Source organism: Enterococcus ureilyticus (assembly GCF_001730315.1).
Taxonomy (GTDB): Bacteria; Bacillota; Bacilli; order Lactobacillales; family Enterococcaceae; genus Enterococcus_L; species Enterococcus_L ureilyticus.
In genome coordinates, this window is sequence record NZ_MIKC01000040.1 from 137,201 (window position 1) to 161,456 (window position 24,256).

The following is a 24,256-nucleotide window of genomic DNA, read 5'->3' on the forward strand; positions in this document are numbered from 1 at the left end:
CTTTACAATCGATTTAAATAAAGAGAGGAGAACACCCTAGAATGGCAAGAGAATTTTCGTTAGAAAACACTCGTAATATCGGTATTATGGCTCACGTTGATGCGGGTAAAACAACAACAACAGAGCGTATCCTTTACTACACTGGTAAAATCCATAAAATTGGTGAAACGCACGAAGGTGCATCACAAATGGACTGGATGGAACAAGAACAAGAACGTGGGATTACCATCACTTCTGCTGCAACAACTGCTGAGTGGAAAGGTTACCGTGTAAATATCATCGATACTCCTGGACACGTGGATTTCACTATTGAAGTTCAACGTTCATTACGTGTATTAGATGGTGCTGTAACCGTTCTTGATTCACAATCAGGTGTTGAACCTCAAACTGAAACAGTTTGGCGTCAAGCAACTGATTATAAAGTTCCACGTATTGTTTTCTGTAATAAAATGGATAAAATCGGTGCGGATTTCTTATACTCTGTAAACTCATTACATGATCGTTTACAAGCGAATGCTCATCCAATCCAATTACCAATTGGTTCAGAAGATAACTTCACAGGGATCATCGATTTAATTACGATGAAAGCTGAAATCTATACAAATGATTTAGGTACTGACATTCAAGAAACTGAAATTCCAGAAGAATATATGGAACAAGCAGTTGAATGGCGTGAAAAATTAGTTGAAGCTGTTGCTGAAACGGATGAAGACCTAATGATGAAATATCTTGACGGTGAAGAAATTACTATCGAAGAATTAAAAGCGGGTATCCGCCAAGCAACGATCAACGTTGAATTCTTCCCAGTAATGTGTGGATCTGCCTTTAAAAATAAAGGTGTTCAAATAATGCTTGATGCAGTACTTGATTACTTACCATCACCACTTGATATTGAAGCAATCAAAGGGATCGACGTTAAGACAGACGAAGAAACAACTCGTCCTGCTGATGACGAAGCACCTTTTGCTTCACTAGCATTTAAAGTAATGACTGACCCGTTTGTTGGTCGTCTAACTTTCTTCCGTGTCTATTCTGGTGTCCTTGAAAGTGGTTCATATGTATTGAACGCTTCTAAAGACAAAAAAGAACGTATCGGTCGTATTCTACAAATGCATGCAAATACACGTAAAGAAATCGATAAAGTCTACTCAGGCGATATCGCTGCAGCTGTTGGATTGAAAGATACAACAACTGGTGATACTTTATGTGCGATGGATGCACCAGTTATTCTTGAATCAATCGAGTTCCCAGAACCGGTTATCCAAGTAGCTGTTGAACCTAAATCAAAAGCCGACCAAGATAAAATGGGGATTGCTTTGCAAAAACTTGCAGAAGAAGATCCATCATTCCGCGTTGAAACAAACGTTGAAACTGGTGAAACAGTTATCTCTGGTATGGGTGAATTGCACTTAGACGTATTAGTAGACCGTATGAAACGTGAGTTCAAGGTTGAAGCCAACGTTGGTGCGCCACAAGTATCATACCGTGAAACTTTCCGTGCTCCTGTAACTCAGGCAGAAGGTAAGTTTGTACGTCAGTCTGGTGGTAAAGGTCAATACGGACATGTCTGGGTTGAATTTACACCAAACGAAGAAGGTAAAGGCTTCGAATTTGAAAATGCTATCGTCGGTGGTGTGGTTCCTCGTGAATACATTCCAGCGGTTGAAAAAGGCTTGGCAGAATCAATGAACAACGGTGTTCTTGCTGGTTATCCATTAGTGGATATCAAAGCAAAACTTTACGACGGTTCATACCATGATGTCGATTCAAATGAAACAGCCTTCCGTGTAGCTGCTTCTATGGCGCTACGTGCGGCTGCTAAAAAAGCAATGCCTGTAATTTTAGAACCAATGATGAAAGTAACGATCACTGTGCCAGAAGATTACTTAGGTGATATCATGGGACACGTTACAAGTCGTCGTGGACGTGTTGAAGGTATGGAAGCACACGGTAACTCACAAATCGTTAACGCGATGGTGCCTCTAGCTGAAATGTTTGGTTACGCTACAACATTACGTTCAGCAACACAAGGTCGCGGTACATTTATGATGGTCTTTGACCACTATGAAGACGTACCAAAATCTGTACAAGAAGAAATCATCAAGAAAAATGGCGGAAACAACGCATAATAGTTAAGAAATAAGTACAGGCTTATTTATGACTAGGATTTTCTATTGATTTCAGTTAGAATAATAAAAGATGATCAGGTAGCTGTAAAACTATCTATCAAATAAAAATAAAATTCATATATTTTAGGAGGAACATTTAAAATGGCTAAAGAAAAATTTGACCGTTCTAAACCCCATGTAAACATTGGTACTATTGGACACGTTGACCATGGTAAAACTACATTAACTGCTGCAATCGCAACTGTGTTATCTAAACACGGTGACGGTGAAGCTCAAAACTATGCTGATATCGATAACGCTCCAGAAGAAAAAGAACGTGGTATCACAATCAACACTTCTCACATCGAGTATGAAACTGATGCTCGTCACTATGCCCACGTGGATTGCCCAGGACACGCGGATTACGTTAAAAACATGATCACTGGTGCTGCACAAATGGATGGAGCTATCTTAGTAGTATCTGCTGCTGATGGTCCTATGCCTCAAACTCGTGAGCACATCTTGTTATCACGTAACGTTGGTGTACCATACATCGTTGTTTTCTTAAACAAAATGGATATGGTAGATGACGAAGAACTATTAGAATTAGTAGAAATGGAAGTTCGTGATTTATTATCTGAATATGACTTCCCAGGTGACGACACTCCTGTTATCGCTGGTTCTGCTTTGAAAGCTTTAGAAGGCGACGCTTCATACGAAGAAAAAATCTTAGAATTAATGGCTGCAGTTGACGAGTATATCCCAACTCCCACTCGTGACACTGACAAACCATTCATGATGCCAGTCGAAGACGTATTCTCAATCACTGGACGTGGTACAGTAGCTACTGGCCGTGTTGAACGTGGAGAAGTTCGCGTTGGTGATGAAATCGAAATCGTTGGTATCGCTGAAGATACTAAGAAAACAACTGTAACTGGTGTTGAAATGTTCCGTAAATTGTTAGACTACGCTGAAGCTGGCGATAACATCGGTGCTTTATTACGTGGTGTAGCCCGTGAAGATATCGAACGTGGACAAGTATTAGCAAAACCTGCTACTATCACTCCTCATACAAAATTTAAAGCTGAAGTTTATGTTTTATCAAAAGAAGAAGGCGGACGTCACACTCCATTCTTCACTAACTACCGTCCTCAGTTCTACTTCCGTACAACTGACGTAACTGGTGTAGTTGAATTACCAGAAGGTATCGAAATGGTAATGCCTGGTGATAACGTTGCAATGGACGTTGAATTAATCCACCCAATCGCTATCGAAGAAGGAACTCGTTTCTCTATTCGTGAAGGCGGACGTACTGTTGGTTCAGGCGTTGTTTCTGAAATTACTAAATAATTACAGCTCAATATAAAGCAATAAAACCGACGTGAAAAATCGGAGTACTCGGACGTAAGTCGAAGGGATTTCCCTTCGGCTTTTTTTGTGTTTTGAATTTTTGCTAGATTAATTTGAAACCTGCTCAAAAAAATTCAAAATGTTCTTGACATATATCGAGGTTCGATATAGTATAGTGTTACGATGTATCGCACCTCGATATATAGATGGAGGAGTTGAATAATAAATGGAAGATAAGCTAAAAAGAATATACATACCAATGACAGAAACAGGTTTCTATATTTTATTTGCACTTAGAGAAGAACGTCATGGCTACAGTATTATTCAATACGTGAAAGAAATGACGAACCAAGAAATTATCATTAGTGCAGGTACGATGTATGGCAGTCTCAGTAAAATGGAAAAGGACGGATTAATTCAAGCGACAAAAGAAGAAAATAGACGGAAAAGCTATTTGATCACAGAGTTAGGAGAGGAAATATTAGTACATGAAATAAATCGAATTAAACGACTCTATAAAAATAGTATTGGGGAGACAATAAATGGAAAATAAAAAAATAAAGAAATACTTTGGGTTGGCAGATTATCTAGAAGAAGAACAATTTTTACAAGAACAACATAAGAATGGATGGAAAATGGTAGAGTTAAAATTACCTTTTAGCACATACACTTTTGAAAGATGTGAACCAGAAGAGTATATATACCAACTAGATTTCAAACAACAAGAGAATGACCTAGGAGAATATCTACAATTATTTGAAGATTGTGGGTGGGAGTACTTTTATAAATATGGGAACTGGTACTATTTTAGAAAGCTAAAATCTGAAATAGAAGAAGAAAATACTATTTTTAGTGATGCTCCGTCTCGTGCGGAAATGGCAAGAAAAGTGGTGAAGTTTCAAGGAATGATTGCACTAGTTGCATTATTTCCACTGAGTTATTTAATACCTGTATTACTAAATAGAAACGAAGGGAAAAATTATGTTTTACTTGTCTTACTCGGGCTAATTATAGGGATCACAGTTATTTTATTAGGTGTTCACTTAAGAAATTTTTGGAAACTTACTGAGATTCTTAAAAATGAAGAGCAAATTTGAAAATAATATTAGATTCTAGAATTTTATTTTACTCGTTAAATGTGTTCCTTTTTTTGCTGATATGAATTTCAGTTGATATCCACGAAATGATTAAATTTAAGAAACAAGTATAATAAGATTGTAGCAACAGCCGTTTAGGATCGGGCAATTACTGAAAACCGCACAATGCCATAAAGCGCATTGTGCGGTTTTCAGTAATTGCCAAAGAGCCTGACTTTTTCACACCGTTTACTCGGATTCACGGTGATGTTAATAAAACTTAAAGTGTTTTGTCTCAATTGCTTTACCTTAAAGTTTTCCGGTCATAAACTGCGCTTCCCCGAAACCAAAGCTCCAATCAGCATCATTATTGATGATGAAAGAAATAAGTAAGTTCTCAGGTGCGATCCCACATAACTCGTCCAACTGTTGTGCAAGTAGCTGATAAAATATTTCTTTTTGATCGGTTGTTCGTTCTCTGCTAATAACGGTTAGTGAAATCATTTTAGCAGGATCTCTTTTAAAACCTAGCCCTGTATCTTCTAGTACCATTTCAAAAGGTTTGTGCTGCGTAACAATCTGATATCTATCACCTGTTGGAACATCAAAAGATGCTAAGACTGCGGAATGGGCAATATCGAGTATCGTTTGTATTTCTTCCTGGCTGCGTCCTTCGACCAAATCAAATTTTAGTAGTGGCAAGTTGAGTCCTCCTTTTTTTATTTAGTTGCTATATAGAAGTTCGACTGCATGTAAGTCGCAAAACTCTACGTATTTTTCAGGTATCTCTCTTGTTGTGACAACTCCTTTTATACTGTCTAAAGGAGAGTAAGTGAGTAAAGTGGAATGGTCGAATTTTGAACTATCTGCGAGTAGATAAATATCTTTGCTTCTTTGGACGATCATTTTTTTTATCCGATATTCCATTAAATCTGAATTAGTCAAACCACTCGTGATTGAGACGCCAGTTGCTGCCATAAAGGCTTTACTTATATTATATCTTGTCACAACAGCTTCATCTTCAATTCCTACAAAAGAACGCGTTTTTCTTTTATAACTATTACCAATAAGAATAAGTTGAACATTTTTCATTGCCGCAGCAAGGTTGATAATATCAAGATTGTTTGTTAATAAGGTAAATGGTAAGTCTGGATCAATGTGATTTAAAATTTGACTAGTAGTTGTTCCAGAATCGATATAGATTAAATCATCCTCTTTAATCAATGTAGCAGCTCTTTTACCAATTTGCTCTTTCTCTGTTTGATTATGGATAGTGCGATTTTCAAAAGAAACTAAGCTATTCTCTACATAAACAACACCACCATAGACTTTCTTCAAAGTTCCTCTTTTTTCCAATTCATTGATATCTCGACGGATCGTATTTTTAGAGACGTTGAAAACACGGCATAATTCGTCGAGAGAAATACTGCCTTGTTGTTGTATGTAATTTTCAATTTGCTGAATTCGTTGTAATTTCATATTCTGTAACCTTTCTACTTCGTGTGATTAGATTCACTATAACACATGACCTTAATGTGTTCAACATATAACCAATTGTTTGCGGATTTAGCACTTTTTGAATCAATGAATTTTGTTTTTTTATAAAGAGTTTGGCAAGATGTGATCAAAAAAGAAAATATTTCACCAAAAATGGGTTGACTATCGGAAATTGGAATTGTACAATGTAATCAAAAGTTAACCAAAGAACATCAAGATATAACCATCGTGTTGATTTTTAATAGAGAACAAGGAGGACGTTATAGATGGTAGAGGTACGAAAGTTAAAAAATTACATTGGTGGCAAATGGGTATCTAGTCGTACAGAAACGTATGAAGCAGTTTATAATCCGGCTACGAAAGAAATGTTGTGTGAAGTACCACTTTCTACAAAAGAAGATTTGGAAGAAGCGGTCACGATTGCTAGAGAAGCTTTTGAAACATGGAAAGAGATGGCAGTACCGAGACGTGCAAGGATTCTCTTTAACTATCAACAACTTTTAATCAAACATAAAGCGGAATTAGCTCGTCTAATCACACTTGAGAATGGGAAAAATCTCAACGAGGCTTTAGGTGAAGTACAACGAGGCGTTGAAAATGTAGAATTTGCTGCAGGAGCTCCAACGTTAATGATGGGAGATTCATTATCTTCGATTGCAACAGATGTAGAAGTTGCTAACTATCGTTACCCAATTGGGGTGGTCGCGGGAATTTCGCCTTTTAACTTTCCGATGATGGTTCCTTGCTGGATGTTTCCGATGGCAATCGCTTGTGGAAATAGTTTCGTTTTAAAACCGTCGGAAAGAACGCCTTTGCTAACTGAACGATTGGCTGAATTATTTACAGAGGCCGGGTTACCAGCTGGCGTATTTAATATTGTATATGGCGCACATGATGTTGTGAATGGGATTTTAGAACATCCAGAAGTGAAAGCGATTTCCTTTGTTGGCTCAAAACCAGTTGGTGAGTATGTTTACACTCAAGGGAGTAAGCACTTGAAACGAGTGCAAGCATTGACCGGTGCTAAAAACCATTCCATTGTCTTAAAAGATGCGGACCTAGATGATGCTGTGACCAATATTGTATCAGCCGCTTTTGGTTCCGCTGGTGAGCGCTGTATGGCGTGTGCAGTTGTAACGGTTGAAAATGAAATAGCAGATGCGTTTATCAATAAATTACAAGAAAAAGCATCAGGTATCAAAGTCGGAAATGGCTTGGATGACGGTGTCTTTTTAGGACCAGTTATTCGCGAAGAAAATCAAAAAAGAACACTAGCTTATATTGAAAAAGGAATCGAAGAAGGAGCCCGTTTGATTGCAGATGGTAGGGAGAATATTCCAGACAATGGTTATTTTGTTGGTCCAACTATTTTTGATGGTGTGACAACGGATATGACGATTTGGCGGGATGAAATTTTCGCTCCAGTATTGTCGATCATCAGAGTAGAAAACTTGCAAGAAGCCGTTACGACAGCTAATCAATCTGAATTCGCAAATGGAGCTTGTCTGTTCACTAATAATGCCTCTGCGATTCGTTATTTTAGAGAAAATATTGATGCAGGCATGCTAGGGATTAATTTAGGCGTACCCGCGCCGATGGCATTCTTTCCGTTTTCAGGTTGGAAGTCCTCGTTTTACGGGACGCTTCATGCAAATGGCAAAGACAGTGTAGATTTCTACACGCGTAAAAAAGTAGTGACAGCACGGTATCCTAAGACAAATATTTAATGGGAAAGAAGGTGTAAGGATGGTTCATTTAAAGTATAAACCTGTCCCGCAAGAGTTAGCGCAAGGCATCACGTTACTTCAACATATCAATAAAAATAATGCAGCTTTACAGTACATTGAATTGAAAGTCATAAAAATGACGAGTGGAAGTAAATTTCAAGAATCATTAGGAAAGCAAGAAGTGTGTATCGTTGCCCTAACAGGGAAAATTAAAGTAACGGATGGAGAACAAACCTTTAAGACAATCGGCACGCGAAAAAATGTCTTTGAAAAAATCCCAACGGATAGTGTCTATATCTCGATAGAGCAAATGTTTGATATTACAGCGATAACCGAAGCCACGGTGATTCTATGTTACTCACCATCTGATAAGAAAAAGACAACTACTCTGATTAAAGCCTCAGATAATACCATTGAACGCAGAGGGAAATATCAGAATAAACGTTTGGTGCATAATATTTTACCAGATACAAGTCCAATTGCTGATCGTTTGTTAGTTGTTGAAGTGTTTACTGATGGTGGTAACTGGTCTAGTTATCCACCTCATAAGCACGATCAAGATAATTTACCTCTAGAATCGAAATTAGAAGAAACGTATTATCACGAAATGAATCCCAGACAAGGGTTTGTTTTTCAGCGAGTGTATACAGATGATCGCTTACTGGATGAAACGATGGCTATAGAAAATGGTGATGTCGTCGTTGTTCCAAAAGGCTATCACCCAGTAGGTGTGCCGGATGGTTACGATTCTTATTACTTGAACGTAATGGCAGGTCCAACTAGAAAGTGGCAGTTTCATAATGATCCTGACCACGAATGGATTTTAAACAGAGAATAGAAGGAGTGACAAGGATGACGAAAACATTTGATATGATCGCCCTTGGTCGAGCATGTATTGATTTGAATGCAGTGGAATATGATCGACCGATGGAAGAAACGATGACCTTTAAAAAATATGTAGGTGGTTCACCAGCAAATATCGCAATTGGCAGCGCAAAGTTAGGTGTAAAAGTTGGTTTTATTGGGAAAATTTCAGATGACCAGCATGGGCGTTTCATTAAAGAATACATGAGCGAAGCTGGAATCGATACGAGCCAACTGTTCACTGATCAAAAAGGACACAAAACAGGATTGGCATTTACGGAGATCAAAAGCCCAGAAGAATGCAGCATTTTGATGTATCGAGATCAAGTGGCAGACTTGTACCTAGCGCCGGAAGAAATCGATGAAGAATACATCAAACAAACAGATCTCTTGTTGGTATCTGGAACGGCACTTGCGCAAAGTCCTTCCAGAGAGGCGGTATTAAAAGCGATTGCTTATGCTAGAAAAAATCAGGTGAAAGTTGCGTTTGAACTAGATTATCGTCCGTACACATGGCAATCACCAGAAGACGTTTCCGTTTATTATTCAATTGTTGCTGAAAATGCTGATATTGTGATCGGTACAAGAGATGAATATGACGAAATGGAAGGCAAAAAAGGTGGAACAAATCAAGCGACTACAGACTATCTATTTCAGCATCGTCCTGAATTGATTGTGATCAAGCATGGCGTAAAAGGTTCTTATGCCTATACCAAAAAGGGAGAAACCTATCAAGCGGGTTCGTATAAGACCCAAGTCTTGAAAACGTTCGGTGCAGGTGATTCTTATGCAGCAGCCTTTTTATATGCATTAAATACAGGGAAAGACATTGAAACCGCATTGAAATATGGAAGTGCATCGGCGGCTATTGTTGTTAGTAAACATAGTTCATCAGAAGCAATGCCAACAGCCAAAGAAATCGAACAATTAATTGCAGATCAATCTTGATTAAAGTAAGGCGGGAAAGTAATGGCTAAAAAAATTCGATTAACCACAGCACAAGCACTGATTAAATTTTTGAATCAACAATATATTCAAGTTGATGGTGAAGAATTCCCTTTTGTTGAAGGTATTTTTAATGTCTTTGGTCATGGGAATGTCTTAGGAATCGGTCAAGCACTTGAAGAAAATCCAGGGCATTTGAAGGTAATTCAAGGGAAAAATGAACAAGGGATGACACATGCAGCAGTAGCCTATAGTCGGCAGAAATTAAGACAGAAAATTTTTGCTGTTACAGCTTCAGCTGGTCCAGGATCTGCCAACATGCTCACAGCGGCGGCAACTGCGTTTGCCAACAACATTCCAGTGCTGATCTTACCGGCAGATACGTTTGCTACACGTCAGCCTGATCCAGTTTTACAACAATTAGAACACGAAACCAGTGCGGCAATCACAACGAATGATGCCTTTAAAGCGGTCTCTAAATATTGGGATCGTGTTCAACGACCAGAACAATTGATGAGTAGTCTGCTACGAGCGTTTGAAGTCATGACGAATCCAGCGAGCTGTGGTCCGGCAACGATTTGTATTGCTCAAGATACTGAAGCAGAAGCGTATGATTACGATGAAGAATTTTTTAAAAAGAGGGTGCATTACGTTGATCGGCAAGTTCCTACAGAGCGTGAACTAAATGGTGCCGTAGAAAGAATCACGACAAGTAAGAAACCAGTCATTATCGTTGGAGGTGGAGCAAAGTATTCCCAGGCACGGGAAGCATTGATTCATTTGTCTACACAATGTGGGATTCCGTTAGTTGAAACACCTGCAGGTAAATCAACTGTAGAAGCAGACTTTAAAAATAACTTAGGAGGTACGGGTGTTTTAGGAACTTTGGCTGCTAATAAGGCAATTCGACAAGCTGATTTGGTTATTGGAATCGGTACAAGGTATACGGATTTCACCACGTCTTCTAAAACCGCTTTTAATTATGACCAAACGAAATTTTTGAATATCAATGTCAATCGCATGCAGGCCTATAAGTTTGATGCGTTCCAGCTTATCGGCGATGCAAAAGAGACAGTAGAGAATCTGATCCCGATGTTGGCAGACTATCAAACGTCATTTGGTGAAATTATCAAGGATCTGAAAGAAGAATGGGCTGTTGAAAGGAAGCGTCTAGGTGATATTTCTTTTTCGAGGGAGAACTTTTTTCCAGAGATTAAAGACCAATTCACGCAAGAAATTCTAAATGAATATTCGGATATGCTACAGACTGAATTGGCTCAAACTAGTGCATTTCTTACAGTTAATAATAACGTAGCTAAAGACAGTATTGTCATTGCATCAGCTGGCTCTTTACCTGGTGATATGCAGCGTTTATGGAATCCACTCGTGCCGAATACGTATCATCTTGAATATGGTTATTCTTGTATGGGGTATGAAATCAGTGGTGCTTTAGGTGTGAAATTAGCCAGTCCAACACAAGAAGTCTATGCCATGGTAGGGGACGGGAGTTTCTTGATGCTTCATTCAGAACTAATCACGGCATTGCAATATGGGCAAAAGATCAATATTTTGTTATTCGATAATTCTGGATTTGGCTGTATCAATAATTTACAAATGGGTAATGGTAGCAGTAGCTATAAGTGTGAATTTAGAGATCATCGTGAGCAAATCATGAATATAGATTATGCGAAAGTTGCGGAAGGGTATGGCGCCAAAAGTTATCGTGCTAATACAAAAGAAGAACTGATTGCAGCGCTAGAAGATGCTAAAAAACAAGAAAAATCTACTCTGATTGAAATGAAGGTTTTACCAAAAACAATGTCAGATGGGTATGACAGTTGGTGGCACGTTGGGGTTGCAGAAGTTTCAAAAAGTCTGGCAGTTCAAGAGTCGTATGAGCGTAGTCAAAAAATGTTGGAAAAAGCCAAAGAGTATTAGCATGACAATAGGTTGGATCGGGAGCGTTTCACTTCACGAAATAAGAAGGAGTTGTTTCTGATCTTACCGTGTATTCAAATTCTAGGTCTATAGGCTATGGCTTAACGAGTTATAGTCCATATGCAAATAAGCATTTTTTGAAAGCGCATACGTTACAGTGTGGCTAAGGAAGTTGTCCAGCAGGTTTGTAAAAAAGAAAATGGAGGCAAAACAATGGATTTAAAAGTTGGCGTCATTGGGACAGGTGCAATCGGCATCGAACATATTAAACGAATCAATGAAAAAGTGCAAGGCGCGTACGTGACTGCGGTATCAGATATAAACGTAGAACAAGCTCAGCGTTTAGCAAATCAGATTGATGCTGTCTTTTTTGAAACAGGAGAAGAATTGATTGCTTCACCTGATGTGGCTATTGTTGTGGTAACTTCTTGGGATCCAACCCATGAAAAATATGTTTTAGAAGCAATTAAACATGGAAAATATGTTTTCTGTGAAAAACCTTTAGCGACAGATAGCGCAGGTTGTAAACGAATCGTTGATGCTGAAGTAAAAGCAGGAAAGAAACTAGTTCAAGTCGGCTTTATGAGACGATATGATCGAGGTTATATTGAATTGAAAGAAGCCATAGAAACCAAAAAATTCGGGGAGCCTTTGATGCTTCATTGCGCCCATAGAAACCCAACGGCAGATGAAAACTATTTAACGCCAATGGCAATCATTAACACAGGAATCCATGAAATCGATGCTTTACGTTGGTTGCTTCAAGAAGATTATGTTTCAGCTCAAATGATTTTGCCTAAACAAACGAGTTTCACACATGAAAAACTGCATGATCCACAGATGTTGATCTTGGAAACAGTTTCTGGTATCCATATCGATTTAGAGATTTTCGTTAATTGTCAGTTTGGTTATGATATCAAATGCGATGTTGTCTGTGAAACGGGAGAGATTGGGCTAGAAGATCCAGCCTACACACATGTGAAGGCAAAAGGAAAAAACTACACAAAGATAGCACCAGATTGGCAAACTCGTTTTGTTGAAGCGTATGACTATGAATTTGAATTATGGGTTCGTTCGATTCAAACGGGTAATCTAACTGGACCGACTGCTTGGGATGGTTATGCGGCGGCCGTTACGATGGATGCTTGTGGTAAGGCAAGAGATACAGGTGAGCGAACATTGATTCAATTACCTGAATGTCCAGCATTATATAAATGAAGCAACTTTATTAAATAAATCAACATTTAACTTTTAATTATAGGAGGAAGTAAAGAGTGGAAAAAATCAAGGTTGGAATTGTTGGCTTAGGCCGTTTAGGGAAAGTTCACGCAAAAAATTTAGCTGAAAATGTTCAAGGGTGTCAATTAATTGCCGCTTGTAGTTTTGTAAAAGAAGAATTGGATTATGCAGTCAGGGAATTAGGGGTAGAAGAAACCTATCAAGACTATGAAGAAATGGTCAAAAGTCCAACGATTGATGCGGTGTTTATTGTTTCCCCTTCTGGGTTTCACTGCGAGCAGATTCAATTGGCGATGGAACATGGTAAACACGTCTTCAGTGAAAAACCGATTGGCTTGGATTTAGCTGAAATCAAAGCGACAGAGCGGGTAATTCAAAGTCGTCCGGAACAAGTATTTATGTTGGGATTCATGCGTCGTTATGACGATTCGTACCGCTATGCCAAACAATTAGTAGAAGATGGGGAATTAGGGGAACTGACTCTGATGCGCTGTTATAGTATCGATCCTAGTTCAGGTATGGAAAGCTTTGTAAAATTTGCGGGCGCCAGTGATAGTGGAGGGATTTTCATGGATATGTCAATTCACGATATCGATTTAGTCCGTTGGTTTACAGAAAAAGAAGTAAGCAAAGTATGGGCGTTAGGGAAAAATGCTGCTTATCCTGAATTGGATAAAGTAGGAGAATTGGAAACAGGAGCGGCCATGATGCAATTGGAAAACCAAGCGATGGCGATCTTAGTTGCAGGTCGTAATTGTCATCATGGGTATCATGTAGAAACTGAGCTGATTGGAACGAAAGGGATGCTTAGAGTAGCAGCGGCGCCAGAGAAAAATCTTGTTACGATCATGGATGAAAAAGGCGTTGTACGAGCTTGCTCACAAGATTTTCCAGAACGCTTTCGTGAAGCTTTCGTTAATGAAGCGAAAGAGTTTATTGCATGTATCAAAGAAAAACGTCAACCGCAAGTTTCAGCTTATGATGGGCTGCAGTCAACTAAAATCGCACTAGCGTGTAAACAATCATTTGAAACAAATGAATTGATCACAATTGAAAATCTATAGATAGCAGTCCTTTGAAAGGGGAGAAAAATAAAATGAATGAGTCAAAAATCCGTTTGGGCATTGCGCCGATTGCTTGGACAAATGATGATATGCCAGAGTTAGGGAAAGAAAATACGTTTGAGCAGTGTATTAGTGAGATGGCTTTGTCCGGCTATGTAGGGACTGAAATTGGGAATAAGTACCCGAAAGATCCAGATGTCTTACGACCGTATCTTGATATTCGAGGGTTGTCAGTCGCAAGTGCTTGGTTTAGTGCCTTTTTAACAACGAAACCGTATGAAGAGACAGAGCAAGCGTTTATTGAACATATGAATTTTCTCCATGCTATGGGGGCCAAAGTGATTGTTGTGTCGGAACAAGGACATAGCATTCAGGGTCAGATGGATCTAGCAATTTTCAAAGAAAAGCCGGTATTTTCTGCGTCAGATTGGCAAGCATTAGCAACTGGGTTGGAACGCTTGGGTGCGTTGGCAAATGCGAAAGGAATGACGATTGTTTATCATCATCATATGGGGACAGGTGTGCAAACGACAGAAGAAATCACTCGTTTGATGGACTTGACAGATCCTGAAAAAGTTTCTTTGCTATTTGATACCGGACATTTGGTCTTTTCTGGCGAAGACCCAATTGAAATTTATCAAAAATATCAAGAGCGTATCAAGCACATTCATTTCAAAGATATACGAGAGCAGATAGCGAGACAAGTCAGCACAACGGAGCAAAGTTTTTTAAATGCAGTTAAGTCAGGAGTATTTACTGTTCCAGGAGACGGGATGATCGATTTTGCACCGATTTGGGAAGTTATCAAGAGTAGTGATTACGAAGGGTGGATTGTTGTTGAAGCCGAACAAGATCCGGCGCAGGCTAATCCTTTTGAATACGCAGTGAAAGCGAGAGACTACATTCACGAAATCACGAGTATTTAAAAACAAAAAAAGGAGCGGAATTCTATGAATCTATTTTCTCTTATTAGTTTTGTCGTAATCGTGGCTTGTGTTTGGATTTTTGCGTACAGTCGTGCGAAAGGTGTAGATACTTCTGGATCAGAAGGGTTCTTTATGGGAGGGAGAAGCCTGACCGCTTTGCCGATTGCAGGTTCTATTATCATGACGAATTTATCCACTGAACAAATCGTTGGTCAGAACGGGCAAAGTTATCACGCTGGTATGGAAGTTATGGCGTGGGAAGTAACGGCTGCGATTGCAATTGTTGCCTTAGCCGTCATCTTTTTACCGAAATATTTTAAGTATGGTATCAATACCGTTTCAGATTTTATTGAAATTCGCTATGATACAGTAACGAAACGAATTATTTCGATTCTATTTATCGTGACGTATATGATTTCATTTTTACCGGTTGTTTTATACTCAGGTTCACTCGTTTTTAATAAAATTTTTCATATAGATGAATTGTTAGGTATTCGTCCGATTGTCGCAATTATTTTAGTTGCCTTGATCATCGGCGTGATCGGAATTCTCTATTTATTGATTGGTGGATTATCATTAAGCGCCAATAGTGATACCGTATATGGTGTTGGGTTGTTGATTTGTGGTTTATTGATTCCAATTTTAGGTGTAATGAAACTAGGTGATGGAAACTTTATTGGTGGAGTAGATTATATTGTCGACCATACGCCGTGGCTGTTAAACTCTGTTGGTGCAATTGATTCAGCGATTGTCCCTTGGCCAACGTTGATCACGGGAATGTTGTTCAATAATTTATATTTCTGGTGTACGAATCAAATGATCGTGCAAAAAGCGTTATCTGGGAAGAATCTAGCAGAAGCGCAAAAGGGGACCTTTATTGTAGGGCTTTTCAAAGTATTTGGCGCATTGTTCTTAGTATTTCCAGGTATTGTTGCACGTAATATTTTTGGGGATGCACTGATGAGCAATCCCGACAATGCATATCCATATCTCGTGACAGAGGTTTTACCTCAAGCGTTGTTTGGTGTATTTGCAGCTGTGATTTTTGGGGCGATCCTGTCTTCTTTTGCCGGGGCTTTGAATGCGACAGCGACTCTGTTTTCGTTAGATTTCTACAAACCTGTGATTAATAAACAAGCGGATGATAAGCAAATTGCTCGGGCTGGGAAAATCGTTACTATAATAGTTGGTGTAATATCTGTGGTTGTTGCACCGTTCATTTCCTTCGCTCCAGCAGGGTTGTATCAATTTGTTCAAGAGTTCAACGGATTATATAATATGCCGTTATTGGTCATTATCCTGTTTGCTTTCTATTCGAAAAAAGCGACAGCTATCGCAGCGAAGTCAACAATTGCGATTCATATTGTGTTATATGCATTATCAAAAGTCTTTTTGAAAGATATTCATTTCTTGTATGTGTTGAGTCTGCTATTTTTCTTAGATATTTTGATCATGTTGGCGATTTCTAAGTGGAAACCAGATGGAAATTTTGTGTTGGAGTCCTTCGATACGAAAGTAGACATCAAACCTTGGCGCTATACTAAAGTTGTTTCGGTTGTGTTGGTGGTCATTGTCATTTTGACTTATGTTGCTTTTTCTCCAATAGGTTTAGCGAGCTTGCAATAAGGTGAGTTTAATGTTTGGGGAAAGGAATATCGATTAACAGGAGGGTTGATATGGAAAAAACAATTTTGATTATCTGTGAATCTGGAATTAGTGCTTCATTATTAGTTTCAAAAATTCTAGAGTCACTCAGGGAAAAAAAGTTAGAATACGCAATCGATTATGCACCTGTAAGTCGTGTTCAAGAGAAACTTACGTTTAAAAATTATGATGTATTACTTTTAACACCTCAAGTTGCAAGATATGAGGATAAAATACAGGCAATCGTTGACCAGGAAAAATGCACATCTAAAATCATATTCATCAAACCAGAAGATTTTCAGTATATGAATGTTGAACGAATGATTGGCCAATTGTAAAGAAGTCTTTAATATGAAAAAAAGATAGAGTGAAACGAAAATGTTTTACTCTATTTTTTTTGACCCACATAAAACGATTCTTGCATTGGCATACAAAGTCAGTTTTTCTTCTATTATATAGTTCTCAAATAGATAATTTGATTGGTAACACATAAGAAAATGAAAGGTGAGAAAATCCTTGCAATAAAAAACTGACTTTTTTCTGAAAAAATCCTTGCTATTACTATGTTTCTATAATATAATTACAAAGGTGCTGTTTACAGAAGTGTAAAAGCATTGGTAAATCAAGCTTTTGATCTACCGGCTAAGAAACGAGAGGTTGCGACACGCCCGGACGCTTTGCCACGAACGAGCGTGACGGAAAAATTTTCGTGGAGCTATGTCTACTTTCAAAATAGGCGAAGGAGGGAACAAGATGGCAAAACAAAAAATTCGTATCCGTTTAAAAGCGTATGAACACCGTATTTTAGATCAATCAGCGGATAAAATTGTGGAAACAGCAAAAAGAACTGGAGCTGACGTGTCAGGACCAATTCCATTACCAACAGAACGCTCGCTTTACACAGTTATTCGTGCGACTCATAAATACAAAGATTCACGCGAACAATTCGAAATGCGTACGCACAAACGTCTAATCGACATTGTGAACCCAACACCAAAAACAGTTGATGCTTTAATGAAGCTTGACTTACCATCTGGTGTGAATATTGAAATCAAACTATAAAATCAAGATGATGGAGGTGTACTCATGACCAAAGGAATCTTAGGAAAAAAAGTGGGAATGACACAAATCTTTACTGAGTCTGGTGAATTAATTCCAGTAACAGTAGTTGAAGCTACGCCAAACGTAGTTTTACAAGTAAAAACTGTTGAGACTGACGGATACGAAGCTATCCAAATCGGTTACCAAGACAAACGTGAAGTATTAGCGAACAAACCTGCGAAAGGTCATGTTGCGAAAGCAAACACGGCTCCTAAGCGCTTCATTAAGGAATTCAAAAATGTTGAGCTAGGAGAATATGAAGTAGGTAAAGAAATTAAGGTAGATGTTTTCCAAGCAGGAGACATTATTGATGTTACAGGAACTTCGAAAGGTAAAGGATTCCAAGGCGTTATCAAACGTCACGGACAAAGCCGCGGACCAATGAGTCACGGATCTCGTTACCACCGTCGTCCTGGGTCAATGGGTCCAGTTGCACCTAACCGTGTATTTAAAAATAAAAAACTTGCCGGCCGTATGGGTGGTAACCGCGTAACAATTCAAAACCTTGAAATTGTTAAAGTGGACGCTGAAAGAAATGTAATCATGATCAAAGGGAACATTCCTGGAGCGAAAAAATCATTAATCACAATCAAATCAGCTGTGAAAGCTAAATAAGCGTAGGGAAAGGAGGAACTAAGGAATGCCGAATGTAGCATTATTTAAACAAGATGGAACTCAAAATGGTGAAATCACTTTAAACGAAGAGATTTTCGGAATCGAACCAAATGAAACTGTTGTCTACGATGCAATCATCATGCAACGTGCTTCATTAAGACAAGGTACACACTCAGTAAAACACCGCGGAGAAGTTCGTGGCGGTGGCCGTAAACCATGGCGTCAAAAAGGAACTGGTCGTGCTCGTCAAGGTTCAATTCGTTCACCACAATGGCGTGGAGGTGGCGTAGTCTTCGGACCAACACCACGTTCTTACAGCTACAAACTTCCTAAAAAAGTTCGTCGTTTAGCAATGAAATCTGTATTATCAGATAAAGTTGCTGAAAACAACTTGGTAGCCGTTGAAGCTTTAGGCTTTGATGCACCAAAAACAAAAGAATTCAAACAAGTTCTAACAAACTTATCTATTGATGCGAAAGTATTAGTTGTTTTAGAAACAGGAAATGATTTTGCAGCATTGTCTGCACGTAATCTACCAAACGTTTCTGTAGTAACTTCTGATGACGTAAGTGTTTTAGATATCGTTTCTAATACTAAAGTATTGGCAACACAAACTGCTCTTACTCAAATTGAGGAGGTGCTTGCATAATGAACTTACTAGACGTAATCAAACGCCCAGTGATCACTGAAAAATCCATGCTAGCTATGGACGAAAAGAAATACACTTTCGAAGTGGACACTCGCGCAAATAAAACTTTAGTAAAACAAGCTGTTGTAGCAGCATTTGATGTTAAAGTTAAAAACGTAAACATCATTAACGTGCGCCCTAAGTTTAAACGTATGGGCAAACACGCTGGCTACACAAAAAAACGTCGCAAAGCTGTTGTGACATTAACAGATGATTCAAAAGAAATCCAAATTTTCGATGCTGCTGAATAAGCAGTCCATGTTAACTATTAAATGGGAGGGAAAAAGACGTGGCGATTAAAAAGTATAAACCTACCACAAATGGCCGTCGTAATATGACAGCATCTGATTTTGCTGAAATCACGACATCAACACCTGAAAAATCGTTGTTGGCGCCATTAAAAAACCATGCCGGTCGTAACAACAACGGTCGTATTACAGTTCGTCATCAAGGTGGCGGTCACAAACGTCAATACCGTATGATCGACTTCAAACGTAATAAAGATAACGTTGTAGCGGTTGTCAAAACTATCGAGTATGATCCAAACCGTTCTGCTAACATCGCGTTAGTACATTACGAAGATGGAATCAAAGCATACATTCTAGCACCAAAAGGATTGGAAGTAGGCATGCGCCTTGTTTCCGGTACAGATGCAGATATTAAAGTAGGGAACGCATTACCATTGGAAAACATTCCAGTCGGTACTGTTGTCCACAACATTGAAATGAAACCTGGTAAAGGCGGTCAATTGATCCGTTCTGCTGGAACAAGTGCTCAAGTACTTGGTAAAGAAGGCAAATACGTATTAATCCGTTTGAACTCTGGTGAAGTTCGTATGATCTTAGCAACTTGCCGTGCAACTATCGGTTCTGTTGGTAACGAACAACACGAATTAATCAACATTGGTAAAGCAGGCCGCTCTCGTTGGATGCGTAAACGCCCAACAGTTCGTGGTAGCGTAATGAACCCGAACGATCACCCACACGGTGGTGGTGAAGGGAAACAACCGATTGGACGTAAAGCTCCTGTATCACCTTGGGGTCAACCAGCTATCGGCTTGAAAACTCGTAATAAAAGAGCTAAATCCGACAAATTTATCGTTCGTCGTCGTACTAAATAATTTTTTTGACCATGTGTCGTACATTTTGAGAGGAGGTTCACCATGGGTCGTAGTTTGAAAAAAGGACCTTTCGCTGATGAGCATTTAATGAAAAAAGTTGAAGCTCAACAAGGTGCCGAAAAGAAGAAAGTAATTAAAACTTGGTCTCGCCGTTCTACAATTTTTCCAACATTCGTTGGATTTACAATTGCCGTATATGATGGACGTAAACACGTTCCAGTATATATCCAAGAAGATATGGTAGGACATAAATTAGGTGAATTTGCACCAACTAGAACTTATCGTGGCCACGGAGCCGACGATAAGAAAACTAGACGTTAATTTTGAGGGGAGGAAATGCAAATGTCAGAACAAATTACATCAGCTAAGGCAACTGCTAAAACAGTTCGCACTTCACCTCGTAAAGCCCGTTTAGTAATCGATCTTATCAGAGGTAAAAGCGTTGCGGATGCAATTTCTATCTTGAAATTCATGCCAAACAAATCTGCTGGAATTATTGAAAAAGTTTTAATGTCAGCAGTTGCTAACGCAGAAAATAACTTTGACTTAGACGTTGAAAACTTAGTAGTATCTGAAGCATTTGTCAACGAAGGACCAACAATGAAACGCTTCCGTCCACGTGCAAAAGGTTCAGCATCACCAATTAACAAACGTACAAGTCATCTTACAGTAGTAGTATCAGAAAAATAATCTGTTTTAAACAGATGTCACTTGATAAGAGGAGGACCATTATTCTTAATGCTTTAGCATTTTGAAATAGTGGCTGCCGAACCTTAAAAGATTAAGAGGAGGGACAATCAGTGGGTCAAAAAGTACATCCAATTGGAATGCGTGTAGGCATCATCCGCGACTGGGATGCAAAATGGTATGCTGAAAAAGAGTATGCTGAGTTCTTACACGAAGATTTAAGAATCCGTAAATTTATCGCGACAAAACTTGCTGATGCCGCTGTGTCTACAATTGAGATCGAGCGCGCTGCAAATCGTGTGAATATTTCAATCCACACAGCTAAACCAGGTATGGTTATCGGTAAAGGCGGATCTGAAGTCGAAAACCTAAGAAAATCATTGAATTCACTAACTGGTAAAAGAGTTCATATCAACATCATTGAAATCAAAAAACCAGATTTAGATGCAAAATTAGTAGGCGAAGGAATTGCACGTCAATTAGAAAACCGTGTTGCTTTCCGTCGTGCTCAAAAACAAGCGATCCAACGCACTATGCGTTCAGGCGCTAAAGGAATCAAAACACAAGTATCAGGTCGTTTAAACGGTGCTGATATCGCTCGTTCAGAAGGTTACTCTGAAGGTACAGTTCCACTTCACACTTTGCGTGCTGATATTGATTACGCATGGGAAGAAGCAGACACAACTTACGGAAAATTAGGAGTTAAAGTGTGGATTTACCGTGGAGAAATTCTTCCAACGAAAAAAAACACTGAGAAAGGAGGGAAATAATCATGTTAGTACCTAAACGTGTAAAACACCGTCGTGAATTTAGAGGTAAAATGCGTGGTGAAGCCAAAGGCGGAAAAGAAGTAGCATTTGGTGAATGGGGTTTACAAGCAACTGAATCTCACTGGATTACTAACCGTCAAATCGAAGCTGCCCGTATTGCTATGACTCGTTATATGAAACGTGGCGGGAAAGTATGGATTAAAATTTTCCCTCATAAATCATATACAAGTAAAGCTATCGGTGTTCGTATGGGTAAAGGTAAAGGGGCACCTGAAGGCTGGGTATCACCAGTTAAGCGTGGTAAAATCATGTTTGAAATCGCAGGCGTACCTGAAGAAGTAGCTCGTGAAGCACTTCGCCTTGCATCCCACAAATTACCGGTGAAAACCAAAATTGTAAAACGTGAGGAAATGGGTGGTGAATCGAATGAAGGTTAAAGAAATCAGAGAATTAACCACTGCCGAAATGCTTGAAAAAGAAAAGCAATTCAAAGAAGAATTATTTAATCTTAGATTCCAACTAGCAACAGGTCAATTAGAAAACACTGCACGTATTCAAGAAGTACGTCAATCGATTGCACGCATCAAAACAGTATTGCGTGAACAAGCTAACTAATAGTGGAAGGAGGCCAAACGCGTATGACTGAAGAAAGAAATCAACGCAAAGTTTACCAAGGTCGTGTTGTTTCAGATAAGATGGATAAAACTATCACTGTTGTCGTAGAAACAAAGAAAAACCATCCTATTTATGGTAAACGTATGAAATATTCTAAGAAATACAAAGCTCATGATGAAAACAACACTGCAAAAGTTGGAGACATCGTAAGAATCATGGAAACTCGTCCATTATCAGCTACAAAACGTTTCCGTTTACTAGAGGTAGTCGAAGAAGCAGTTATTATCTAATAAAAACGAGATTTTCCTATATAGATTGAAACATAAAATCTGAAAGGGGGATACACATCGTGATCCAACAAGAAAGCCGATTAAAAGTCGCAGATAACTCAGGTGCTCGTGAAATCTTAACGATTAAAGTACTAGGTGGTTCTGGACGTAAAACTGCTAATATTGGTGACGTGATTGTTGCTACGGTTAAACATGCAACGCCAGGTGGGGTTGTCAAAAAAGGTGAAGTCGTAAAAGCCGTTATCGTTCGTACTAAATCAGGAGCTCGTCGTACAGACGGTTCATACATTAAATTTGATGAAAATGCTGCTGTAATTATTCGTGATGATAAGAGCCCGCGTGGAACTCGTATCTTCGGTCCTGTTGCACGTGAATTACGTGAAAACAACTTCATGAAGATCGTTTCTCTAGCACCAGAAGTATTATAATCAGGACACGTATCAAAGGAGGTGCGAAACAGTAATGTTTGTTAAAAAAGGCGATAAAGTGAAAATTATCACTGGCAAAGACAAAAATAAAGAAGGCGTTGTATTAGCAGCGTTTCCTAAAAAAGACAAAGTCATCGTTGAAGGTGTTAACATCATGAAAAAACACCAAAAACCAAATCAAGCAGCGCCGCAAGGCGGAATCCTAGAAGTCGAAGCGCCGATTCATGTTTCTAATGTAATGGTGATTGACGGAACAGGTGTAGCTGGTCGTGTAGGTTACAAAGAAGTCGATGGTAAAAAAGTCCGTGTTTCTAAAAAAACCGGTGAAGTCTTAGATAAATAGATTAAAAGGAAGGAGGGGCTTACTAAATGAACCGCCTGAAAGAAAAATATATTAAAGAAATTACTCCAGCATTAGTGGAAAAATTTAATTATAATTCAGTTATGCAAACACCAAAAGTTGATAAGATCGTTATTAACATGGGTGTGGGTGACGCTGTATCTAACGCAAAAAACTTAGATAAAGCAGTTGAAGAATTAGCATTGATCACAGGTCAAAAACCTCTAATCACTAAAGCTAAGAAATCAATCGCTGGTTTCCGTTTACGTGAAGGCATGCCAATCGGTGCGAAAGTTACTTTACGCGGAGAAAGAATGTACGAATTTTTAGATAAATTAGTATCTGTTTCTCTACCTCGTGTACGTGACTTCCACGGAGTAAGCAAAAAAGCTTTTGACGGACGTGGTAACTATACTTTAGGTGTTAAAGAACAATTAATCTTCCCAGAAGTTGATTATGATTTAGTAGATAAAGTACGCGGTATGGACATCGTTATTGTAACGACAGCAAACACAGATGAAGAATCTCGTGAATTGTTAACACAATTAGGTATGCCATTCCAAAAATAATAAAAGGAGGCGAACTACGTGGCTAAAAAATCAATGATTGCTAAAAACAAACGCCCTGCAAAACATTCAACACAAGCGTATACTCGTTGTGAACGTTGCGGACGTCCACATTCAGTTTATCGTAAATTTCATCTTTGCCGTATTTGCTTCCGCGAACTTGCCTATAAAGGTCAAATTCCCGGCGTGAAGAAAGCTAGCTGGTAAACAAGTAAACTCGCATAAAGGAGGTAAATAGTTCAATGGTCATGACAGATCCAATTGCAGATTTTCTAACGCGCATTCGTAATGCAAACATGGTTAAACATGAAAGCTTGGAAGTGCCTGCGTCAAAAATCAAACGTGATATCGCTGAAATCTTGAAACGTGAAGGTTTCGTACGCGATGTAGAATATATCGAAGATGACAAACAAGGCGTGATCCGTGTTTTCCTTAAATACGGTAAAAACGAAGAACGTGTTATCACAAACTTAAAACGTATCTCTAAACCAGGTTTACGTGCTTATGTCAAATCTGACGAAGTACCTAAAGTATTAAATGGTCTAGGAATCGCGATTATCTCTACTTCTGAAGGTGTTGTAACTGATAAAGAAGCAAGAGCTAAAAACATCGGCGGCGAAGTAATCGCCTACGTATGGTAATTTAAAAAAACACACAA

31 protein-coding genes are annotated in these 24,256 nt (G+C 38.8%); 29 read left to right on the forward strand and 2 right to left on the reverse strand.

Annotated elements, in window-relative coordinates; all coding sequences use genetic code 11:
* The first annotated feature begins 41 nt into the window (after window positions 1-41).
* The 4 genes from fusA (at window position 42) to BCR24_RS14260 (ending at window position 4,555) form a co-directional block, all read left to right on the forward strand.
* Entirely contained in the window at window positions 42-2,129 is a 2,088-nt protein-coding gene (gene fusA / locus BCR24_RS14245) for an elongation factor G (RefSeq protein WP_069641180.1), read from the forward strand.
* 141 nt (window positions 2,130-2,270) lie between these two features.
* Window positions 2,271-3,458 carry an elongation factor Tu gene (gene tuf / locus BCR24_RS14250; protein ID WP_069641181.1) on the forward strand — a complete coding sequence of 396 codons (1,188 nt, stop codon included), beginning with the start codon at window positions 2,271-2,273 and terminating at the stop codon, window positions 3,456-3,458.
* 226 nt (window positions 3,459-3,684) lie between these two features.
* Window positions 3,685-4,011, forward strand: coding sequence for a PadR family transcriptional regulator (locus BCR24_RS14255; RefSeq protein WP_069641182.1), 327 nt, complete (start codon window positions 3,685-3,687; stop codon window positions 4,009-4,011).
* Entirely contained in the window at window positions 4,001-4,555 is a 555-nt protein-coding gene (locus BCR24_RS14260; RefSeq protein ID WP_069641183.1) for a DUF2812 domain-containing protein, read from the forward strand. Before BCR24_RS14255 ends, BCR24_RS14260 begins: the two co-directional genes overlap by 11 nt.
* Window positions 4,556-4,843: 288 nt before the next feature.
* On the opposite strand, the gene BCR24_RS14265 is transcribed toward BCR24_RS14260, so the two are convergent.
* Both BCR24_RS14265 and BCR24_RS14270 read right to left on the reverse strand, forming a co-directional pair.
* Complete coding sequence (locus tag BCR24_RS14265; protein ID WP_069641184.1) at window positions 4,844-5,236, reverse strand: tautomerase family protein; 393 nt, start codon at window positions 5,234-5,236, stop codon at window positions 4,844-4,846.
* Between the two features lie 21 nt (window positions 5,237-5,257).
* Complete coding sequence (locus BCR24_RS14270; RefSeq protein WP_069641185.1) at window positions 5,258-6,013, reverse strand: DeoR/GlpR family DNA-binding transcription regulator; 756 nt, start codon at window positions 6,011-6,013, stop codon at window positions 5,258-5,260.
* 284 nt (window positions 6,014-6,297) lie between these two features.
* Here BCR24_RS14270 and iolA point away from each other — a divergent pair, with 284 nt between their 5' ends.
* From iolA to rpsH, 25 genes are all read left to right on the forward strand, one after another.
* Entirely contained in the window at window positions 6,298-7,758 is a 1,461-nt protein-coding gene (iolA, locus tag BCR24_RS14275) for a methylmalonate-semialdehyde dehydrogenase (protein ID WP_069641186.1), read from the forward strand.
* A 19-nt stretch (window positions 7,759-7,777) separates the two neighbouring features.
* Window positions 7,778-8,596, forward strand: coding sequence for a 5-deoxy-glucuronate isomerase (gene iolB, locus BCR24_RS14280; RefSeq protein ID WP_069641187.1), 819 nt, complete (start codon window positions 7,778-7,780; stop codon window positions 8,594-8,596).
* Between the two features lie 14 nt (window positions 8,597-8,610).
* Entirely contained in the window at window positions 8,611-9,570 is a 960-nt protein-coding gene (gene iolC, locus BCR24_RS14285; protein WP_069641188.1) for a 5-dehydro-2-deoxygluconokinase, read from the forward strand.
* Between the two features lie 21 nt (window positions 9,571-9,591).
* A complete protein-coding gene (iolD, locus tag BCR24_RS14290) occupies window positions 9,592-11,505 on the forward strand; it encodes a 3D-(3,5/4)-trihydroxycyclohexane-1,2-dione acylhydrolase (decyclizing) (protein WP_069641189.1) in 1,914 nt (637 codons plus the stop codon).
* Window positions 11,506-11,718: 213 nt separating this feature from the next.
* On the forward strand, window positions 11,719-12,723 hold the full coding sequence (locus tag BCR24_RS14295) for a Gfo/Idh/MocA family protein (RefSeq protein WP_069641190.1): 1,005 nt from the start codon (window positions 11,719-11,721) through the stop codon (window positions 12,721-12,723).
* Window positions 12,724-12,779: 56 nt separating this feature from the next.
* Window positions 12,780-13,808: an inositol 2-dehydrogenase gene (iolG, locus tag BCR24_RS14300; protein ID WP_069641191.1), complete on the forward strand. Its 1,029-nt coding sequence runs from the start codon at window positions 12,780-12,782 to the stop codon at window positions 13,806-13,808.
* 32 nt (window positions 13,809-13,840) lie between these two features.
* Window positions 13,841-14,734, forward strand: a complete 894-nt coding sequence (gene iolE / locus BCR24_RS14305; protein ID WP_069641192.1) for a myo-inosose-2 dehydratase — start codon at window positions 13,841-13,843, stop codon at window positions 14,732-14,734.
* A gap of 24 nt (window positions 14,735-14,758) precedes the next feature.
* Window positions 14,759-16,360 carry a solute:sodium symporter family transporter gene (locus BCR24_RS14310; protein ID WP_083244422.1) on the forward strand — a complete coding sequence of 534 codons (1,602 nt, stop codon included), beginning with the start codon at window positions 14,759-14,761 and terminating at the stop codon, window positions 16,358-16,360.
* A 50-nt stretch (window positions 16,361-16,410) separates the two neighbouring features.
* Window positions 16,411-16,716: a PTS sugar transporter subunit IIB gene (locus tag BCR24_RS14315; protein ID WP_069641193.1), complete on the forward strand. Its 306-nt coding sequence runs from the start codon at window positions 16,411-16,413 to the stop codon at window positions 16,714-16,716.
* Between the two features lie 415 nt (window positions 16,717-17,131).
* On the forward strand, window positions 17,132-17,440 hold the full coding sequence (gene rpsJ, locus BCR24_RS14320; RefSeq protein ID WP_002389727.1) for a 30S ribosomal protein S10: 309 nt from the start codon (window positions 17,132-17,134) through the stop codon (window positions 17,438-17,440).
* Between the two features lie 24 nt (window positions 17,441-17,464).
* Complete coding sequence (rplC, locus tag BCR24_RS14325; protein WP_010766222.1) at window positions 17,465-18,094, forward strand: 50S ribosomal protein L3; 630 nt, start codon at window positions 17,465-17,467, stop codon at window positions 18,092-18,094.
* Between the two features lie 25 nt (window positions 18,095-18,119).
* Complete coding sequence (rplD, locus tag BCR24_RS14330) at window positions 18,120-18,743, forward strand: 50S ribosomal protein L4 (protein ID WP_069641194.1); 624 nt, start codon at window positions 18,120-18,122, stop codon at window positions 18,741-18,743.
* Complete coding sequence (rplW, locus tag BCR24_RS14335; protein WP_010761688.1) at window positions 18,743-19,033, forward strand: 50S ribosomal protein L23; 291 nt, start codon at window positions 18,743-18,745, stop codon at window positions 19,031-19,033. The genes rplD and rplW overlap by 1 nt, the downstream gene beginning before the upstream one ends.
* Window positions 19,034-19,071: 38 nt before the next feature.
* Window positions 19,072-19,902, forward strand: a complete 831-nt coding sequence (rplB, locus tag BCR24_RS14340) for a 50S ribosomal protein L2 (protein WP_025869823.1) — start codon at window positions 19,072-19,074, stop codon at window positions 19,900-19,902.
* Between the two features lie 42 nt (window positions 19,903-19,944).
* On the forward strand, window positions 19,945-20,223 hold the full coding sequence (rpsS, locus tag BCR24_RS14345; protein ID WP_010761686.1) for a 30S ribosomal protein S19: 279 nt from the start codon (window positions 19,945-19,947) through the stop codon (window positions 20,221-20,223).
* A gap of 21 nt (window positions 20,224-20,244) precedes the next feature.
* Window positions 20,245-20,592: a 50S ribosomal protein L22 gene (gene rplV, locus BCR24_RS14350; protein ID WP_010761685.1), complete on the forward strand. Its 348-nt coding sequence runs from the start codon at window positions 20,245-20,247 to the stop codon at window positions 20,590-20,592.
* A gap of 110 nt (window positions 20,593-20,702) precedes the next feature.
* Complete coding sequence (gene rpsC, locus BCR24_RS14355; protein WP_010766221.1) at window positions 20,703-21,359, forward strand: 30S ribosomal protein S3; 657 nt, start codon at window positions 20,703-20,705, stop codon at window positions 21,357-21,359.
* 2 nt (window positions 21,360-21,361) lie between these two features.
* The gene (gene rplP / locus BCR24_RS14360; RefSeq protein WP_002356208.1) at window positions 21,362-21,796 is read left to right on the forward strand and encodes a 50S ribosomal protein L16; all 435 of its coding nucleotides are present in this window, start codon (window positions 21,362-21,364) and stop codon (window positions 21,794-21,796) included.
* Window positions 21,786-21,974: a 50S ribosomal protein L29 gene (gene rpmC / locus BCR24_RS14365; protein WP_010761682.1), complete on the forward strand. Its 189-nt coding sequence runs from the start codon at window positions 21,786-21,788 to the stop codon at window positions 21,972-21,974. The genes rplP and rpmC overlap by 11 nt, the downstream gene beginning before the upstream one ends.
* Before the next feature lie 23 nt (window positions 21,975-21,997).
* Window positions 21,998-22,264: a 30S ribosomal protein S17 gene (rpsQ, locus tag BCR24_RS14370; RefSeq protein ID WP_010761681.1), complete on the forward strand. Its 267-nt coding sequence runs from the start codon at window positions 21,998-22,000 to the stop codon at window positions 22,262-22,264.
* Window positions 22,265-22,323: 59 nt separating this feature from the next.
* Entirely contained in the window at window positions 22,324-22,692 is a 369-nt protein-coding gene (gene rplN / locus BCR24_RS14375) for a 50S ribosomal protein L14 (protein ID WP_010761680.1), read from the forward strand.
* Window positions 22,693-22,726: 34 nt separating this feature from the next.
* Window positions 22,727-23,035: a 50S ribosomal protein L24 gene (rplX, locus tag BCR24_RS14380; RefSeq protein ID WP_010761679.1), complete on the forward strand. Its 309-nt coding sequence runs from the start codon at window positions 22,727-22,729 to the stop codon at window positions 23,033-23,035.
* A gap of 26 nt (window positions 23,036-23,061) precedes the next feature.
* Window positions 23,062-23,601, forward strand: coding sequence for a 50S ribosomal protein L5 (rplE, locus tag BCR24_RS14385; protein ID WP_069641195.1), 540 nt, complete (start codon window positions 23,062-23,064; stop codon window positions 23,599-23,601).
* Between the two features lie 18 nt (window positions 23,602-23,619).
* The gene (locus BCR24_RS14390) at window positions 23,620-23,805 is read left to right on the forward strand and encodes a type Z 30S ribosomal protein S14 (RefSeq protein WP_002356214.1); all 186 of its coding nucleotides are present in this window, start codon (window positions 23,620-23,622) and stop codon (window positions 23,803-23,805) included.
* A 35-nt stretch (window positions 23,806-23,840) separates the two neighbouring features.
* The gene (gene rpsH / locus BCR24_RS14395; RefSeq protein WP_010761677.1) at window positions 23,841-24,239 is read left to right on the forward strand and encodes a 30S ribosomal protein S8; all 399 of its coding nucleotides are present in this window, start codon (window positions 23,841-23,843) and stop codon (window positions 24,237-24,239) included.
* The last annotated feature ends 17 nt before the right edge of the window (window positions 24,240-24,256 follow it).

Bases quoted from the DNA above. Each gene is read 5' to 3' on its own strand.
- rplW (WP_010761688.1), top strand. From the start codon at position 18,743: ATGAACTTACTAGACGTAATCAAACGCCCAGTGATCACTGAAAAATCC.
- iolC (WP_069641188.1), top strand. From the start codon at position 8,611: ATGACGAAAACATTTGATATGATCGCCCTTGGTCGAGCATGTATTGAT.
- rplX (WP_010761679.1), top strand. From the start codon at position 22,727: ATGTTTGTTAAAAAAGGCGATAAAGTGAAAATTATCACTGGCAAAGAC.
- rpsQ (WP_010761681.1), top strand. From the start codon at position 21,998: ATGACTGAAGAAAGAAATCAACGCAAAGTTTACCAAGGTCGTGTTGTT.
- rplP (WP_002356208.1), top strand. From the start codon at position 21,362: ATGTTAGTACCTAAACGTGTAAAACACCGTCGTGAATTTAGAGGTAAA.
- BCR24_RS14260 (WP_069641183.1), top strand. From the start codon at position 4,001: ATGGAAAATAAAAAAATAAAGAAATACTTTGGGTTGGCAGATTATCTA.
- rpsH (WP_010761677.1), top strand. From the start codon at position 23,841: ATGGTCATGACAGATCCAATTGCAGATTTTCTAACGCGCATTCGTAAT.
- rplD (WP_069641194.1), top strand. From the start codon at position 18,120: ATGCCGAATGTAGCATTATTTAAACAAGATGGAACTCAAAATGGTGAA.
- BCR24_RS14315 (WP_069641193.1), top strand. From the start codon at position 16,411: ATGGAAAAAACAATTTTGATTATCTGTGAATCTGGAATTAGTGCTTCA.
- rplC (WP_010766222.1), top strand. From the start codon at position 17,465: ATGACCAAAGGAATCTTAGGAAAAAAAGTGGGAATGACACAAATCTTT.
- rpsJ (WP_002389727.1), top strand. From the start codon at position 17,132: ATGGCAAAACAAAAAATTCGTATCCGTTTAAAAGCGTATGAACACCGT.
- tuf (WP_069641181.1), top strand. From the start codon at position 2,271: ATGGCTAAAGAAAAATTTGACCGTTCTAAACCCCATGTAAACATTGGT.
- rpmC (WP_010761682.1), top strand. From the start codon at position 21,786: ATGAAGGTTAAAGAAATCAGAGAATTAACCACTGCCGAAATGCTTGAA.
- iolA (WP_069641186.1), top strand. From the start codon at position 6,298: ATGGTAGAGGTACGAAAGTTAAAAAATTACATTGGTGGCAAATGGGTA.
- iolD (WP_069641189.1), top strand. From the start codon at position 9,592: ATGGCTAAAAAAATTCGATTAACCACAGCACAAGCACTGATTAAATTT.
- rpsS (WP_010761686.1), top strand. From the start codon at position 19,945: ATGGGTCGTAGTTTGAAAAAAGGACCTTTCGCTGATGAGCATTTAATG.
- BCR24_RS14310 (WP_083244422.1), top strand. From the start codon at position 14,759: ATGAATCTATTTTCTCTTATTAGTTTTGTCGTAATCGTGGCTTGTGTT.
- BCR24_RS14295 (WP_069641190.1), top strand. From the start codon at position 11,719: ATGGATTTAAAAGTTGGCGTCATTGGGACAGGTGCAATCGGCATCGAA.
- iolB (WP_069641187.1), top strand. From the start codon at position 7,778: ATGGTTCATTTAAAGTATAAACCTGTCCCGCAAGAGTTAGCGCAAGGC.
- rplE (WP_069641195.1), top strand. From the start codon at position 23,062: ATGAACCGCCTGAAAGAAAAATATATTAAAGAAATTACTCCAGCATTA.
- BCR24_RS14255 (WP_069641182.1), top strand. From the start codon at position 3,685: ATGGAAGATAAGCTAAAAAGAATATACATACCAATGACAGAAACAGGT.
- BCR24_RS14270 (WP_069641185.1), bottom strand. From the start codon at position 6,013: ATGAAATTACAACGAATTCAGCAAATTGAAAATTACATACAACAACAA.
- fusA (WP_069641180.1), top strand. From the start codon at position 42: ATGGCAAGAGAATTTTCGTTAGAAAACACTCGTAATATCGGTATTATG.
- rplV (WP_010761685.1), top strand. From the start codon at position 20,245: ATGTCAGAACAAATTACATCAGCTAAGGCAACTGCTAAAACAGTTCGC.
- iolE (WP_069641192.1), top strand. From the start codon at position 13,841: ATGAATGAGTCAAAAATCCGTTTGGGCATTGCGCCGATTGCTTGGACA.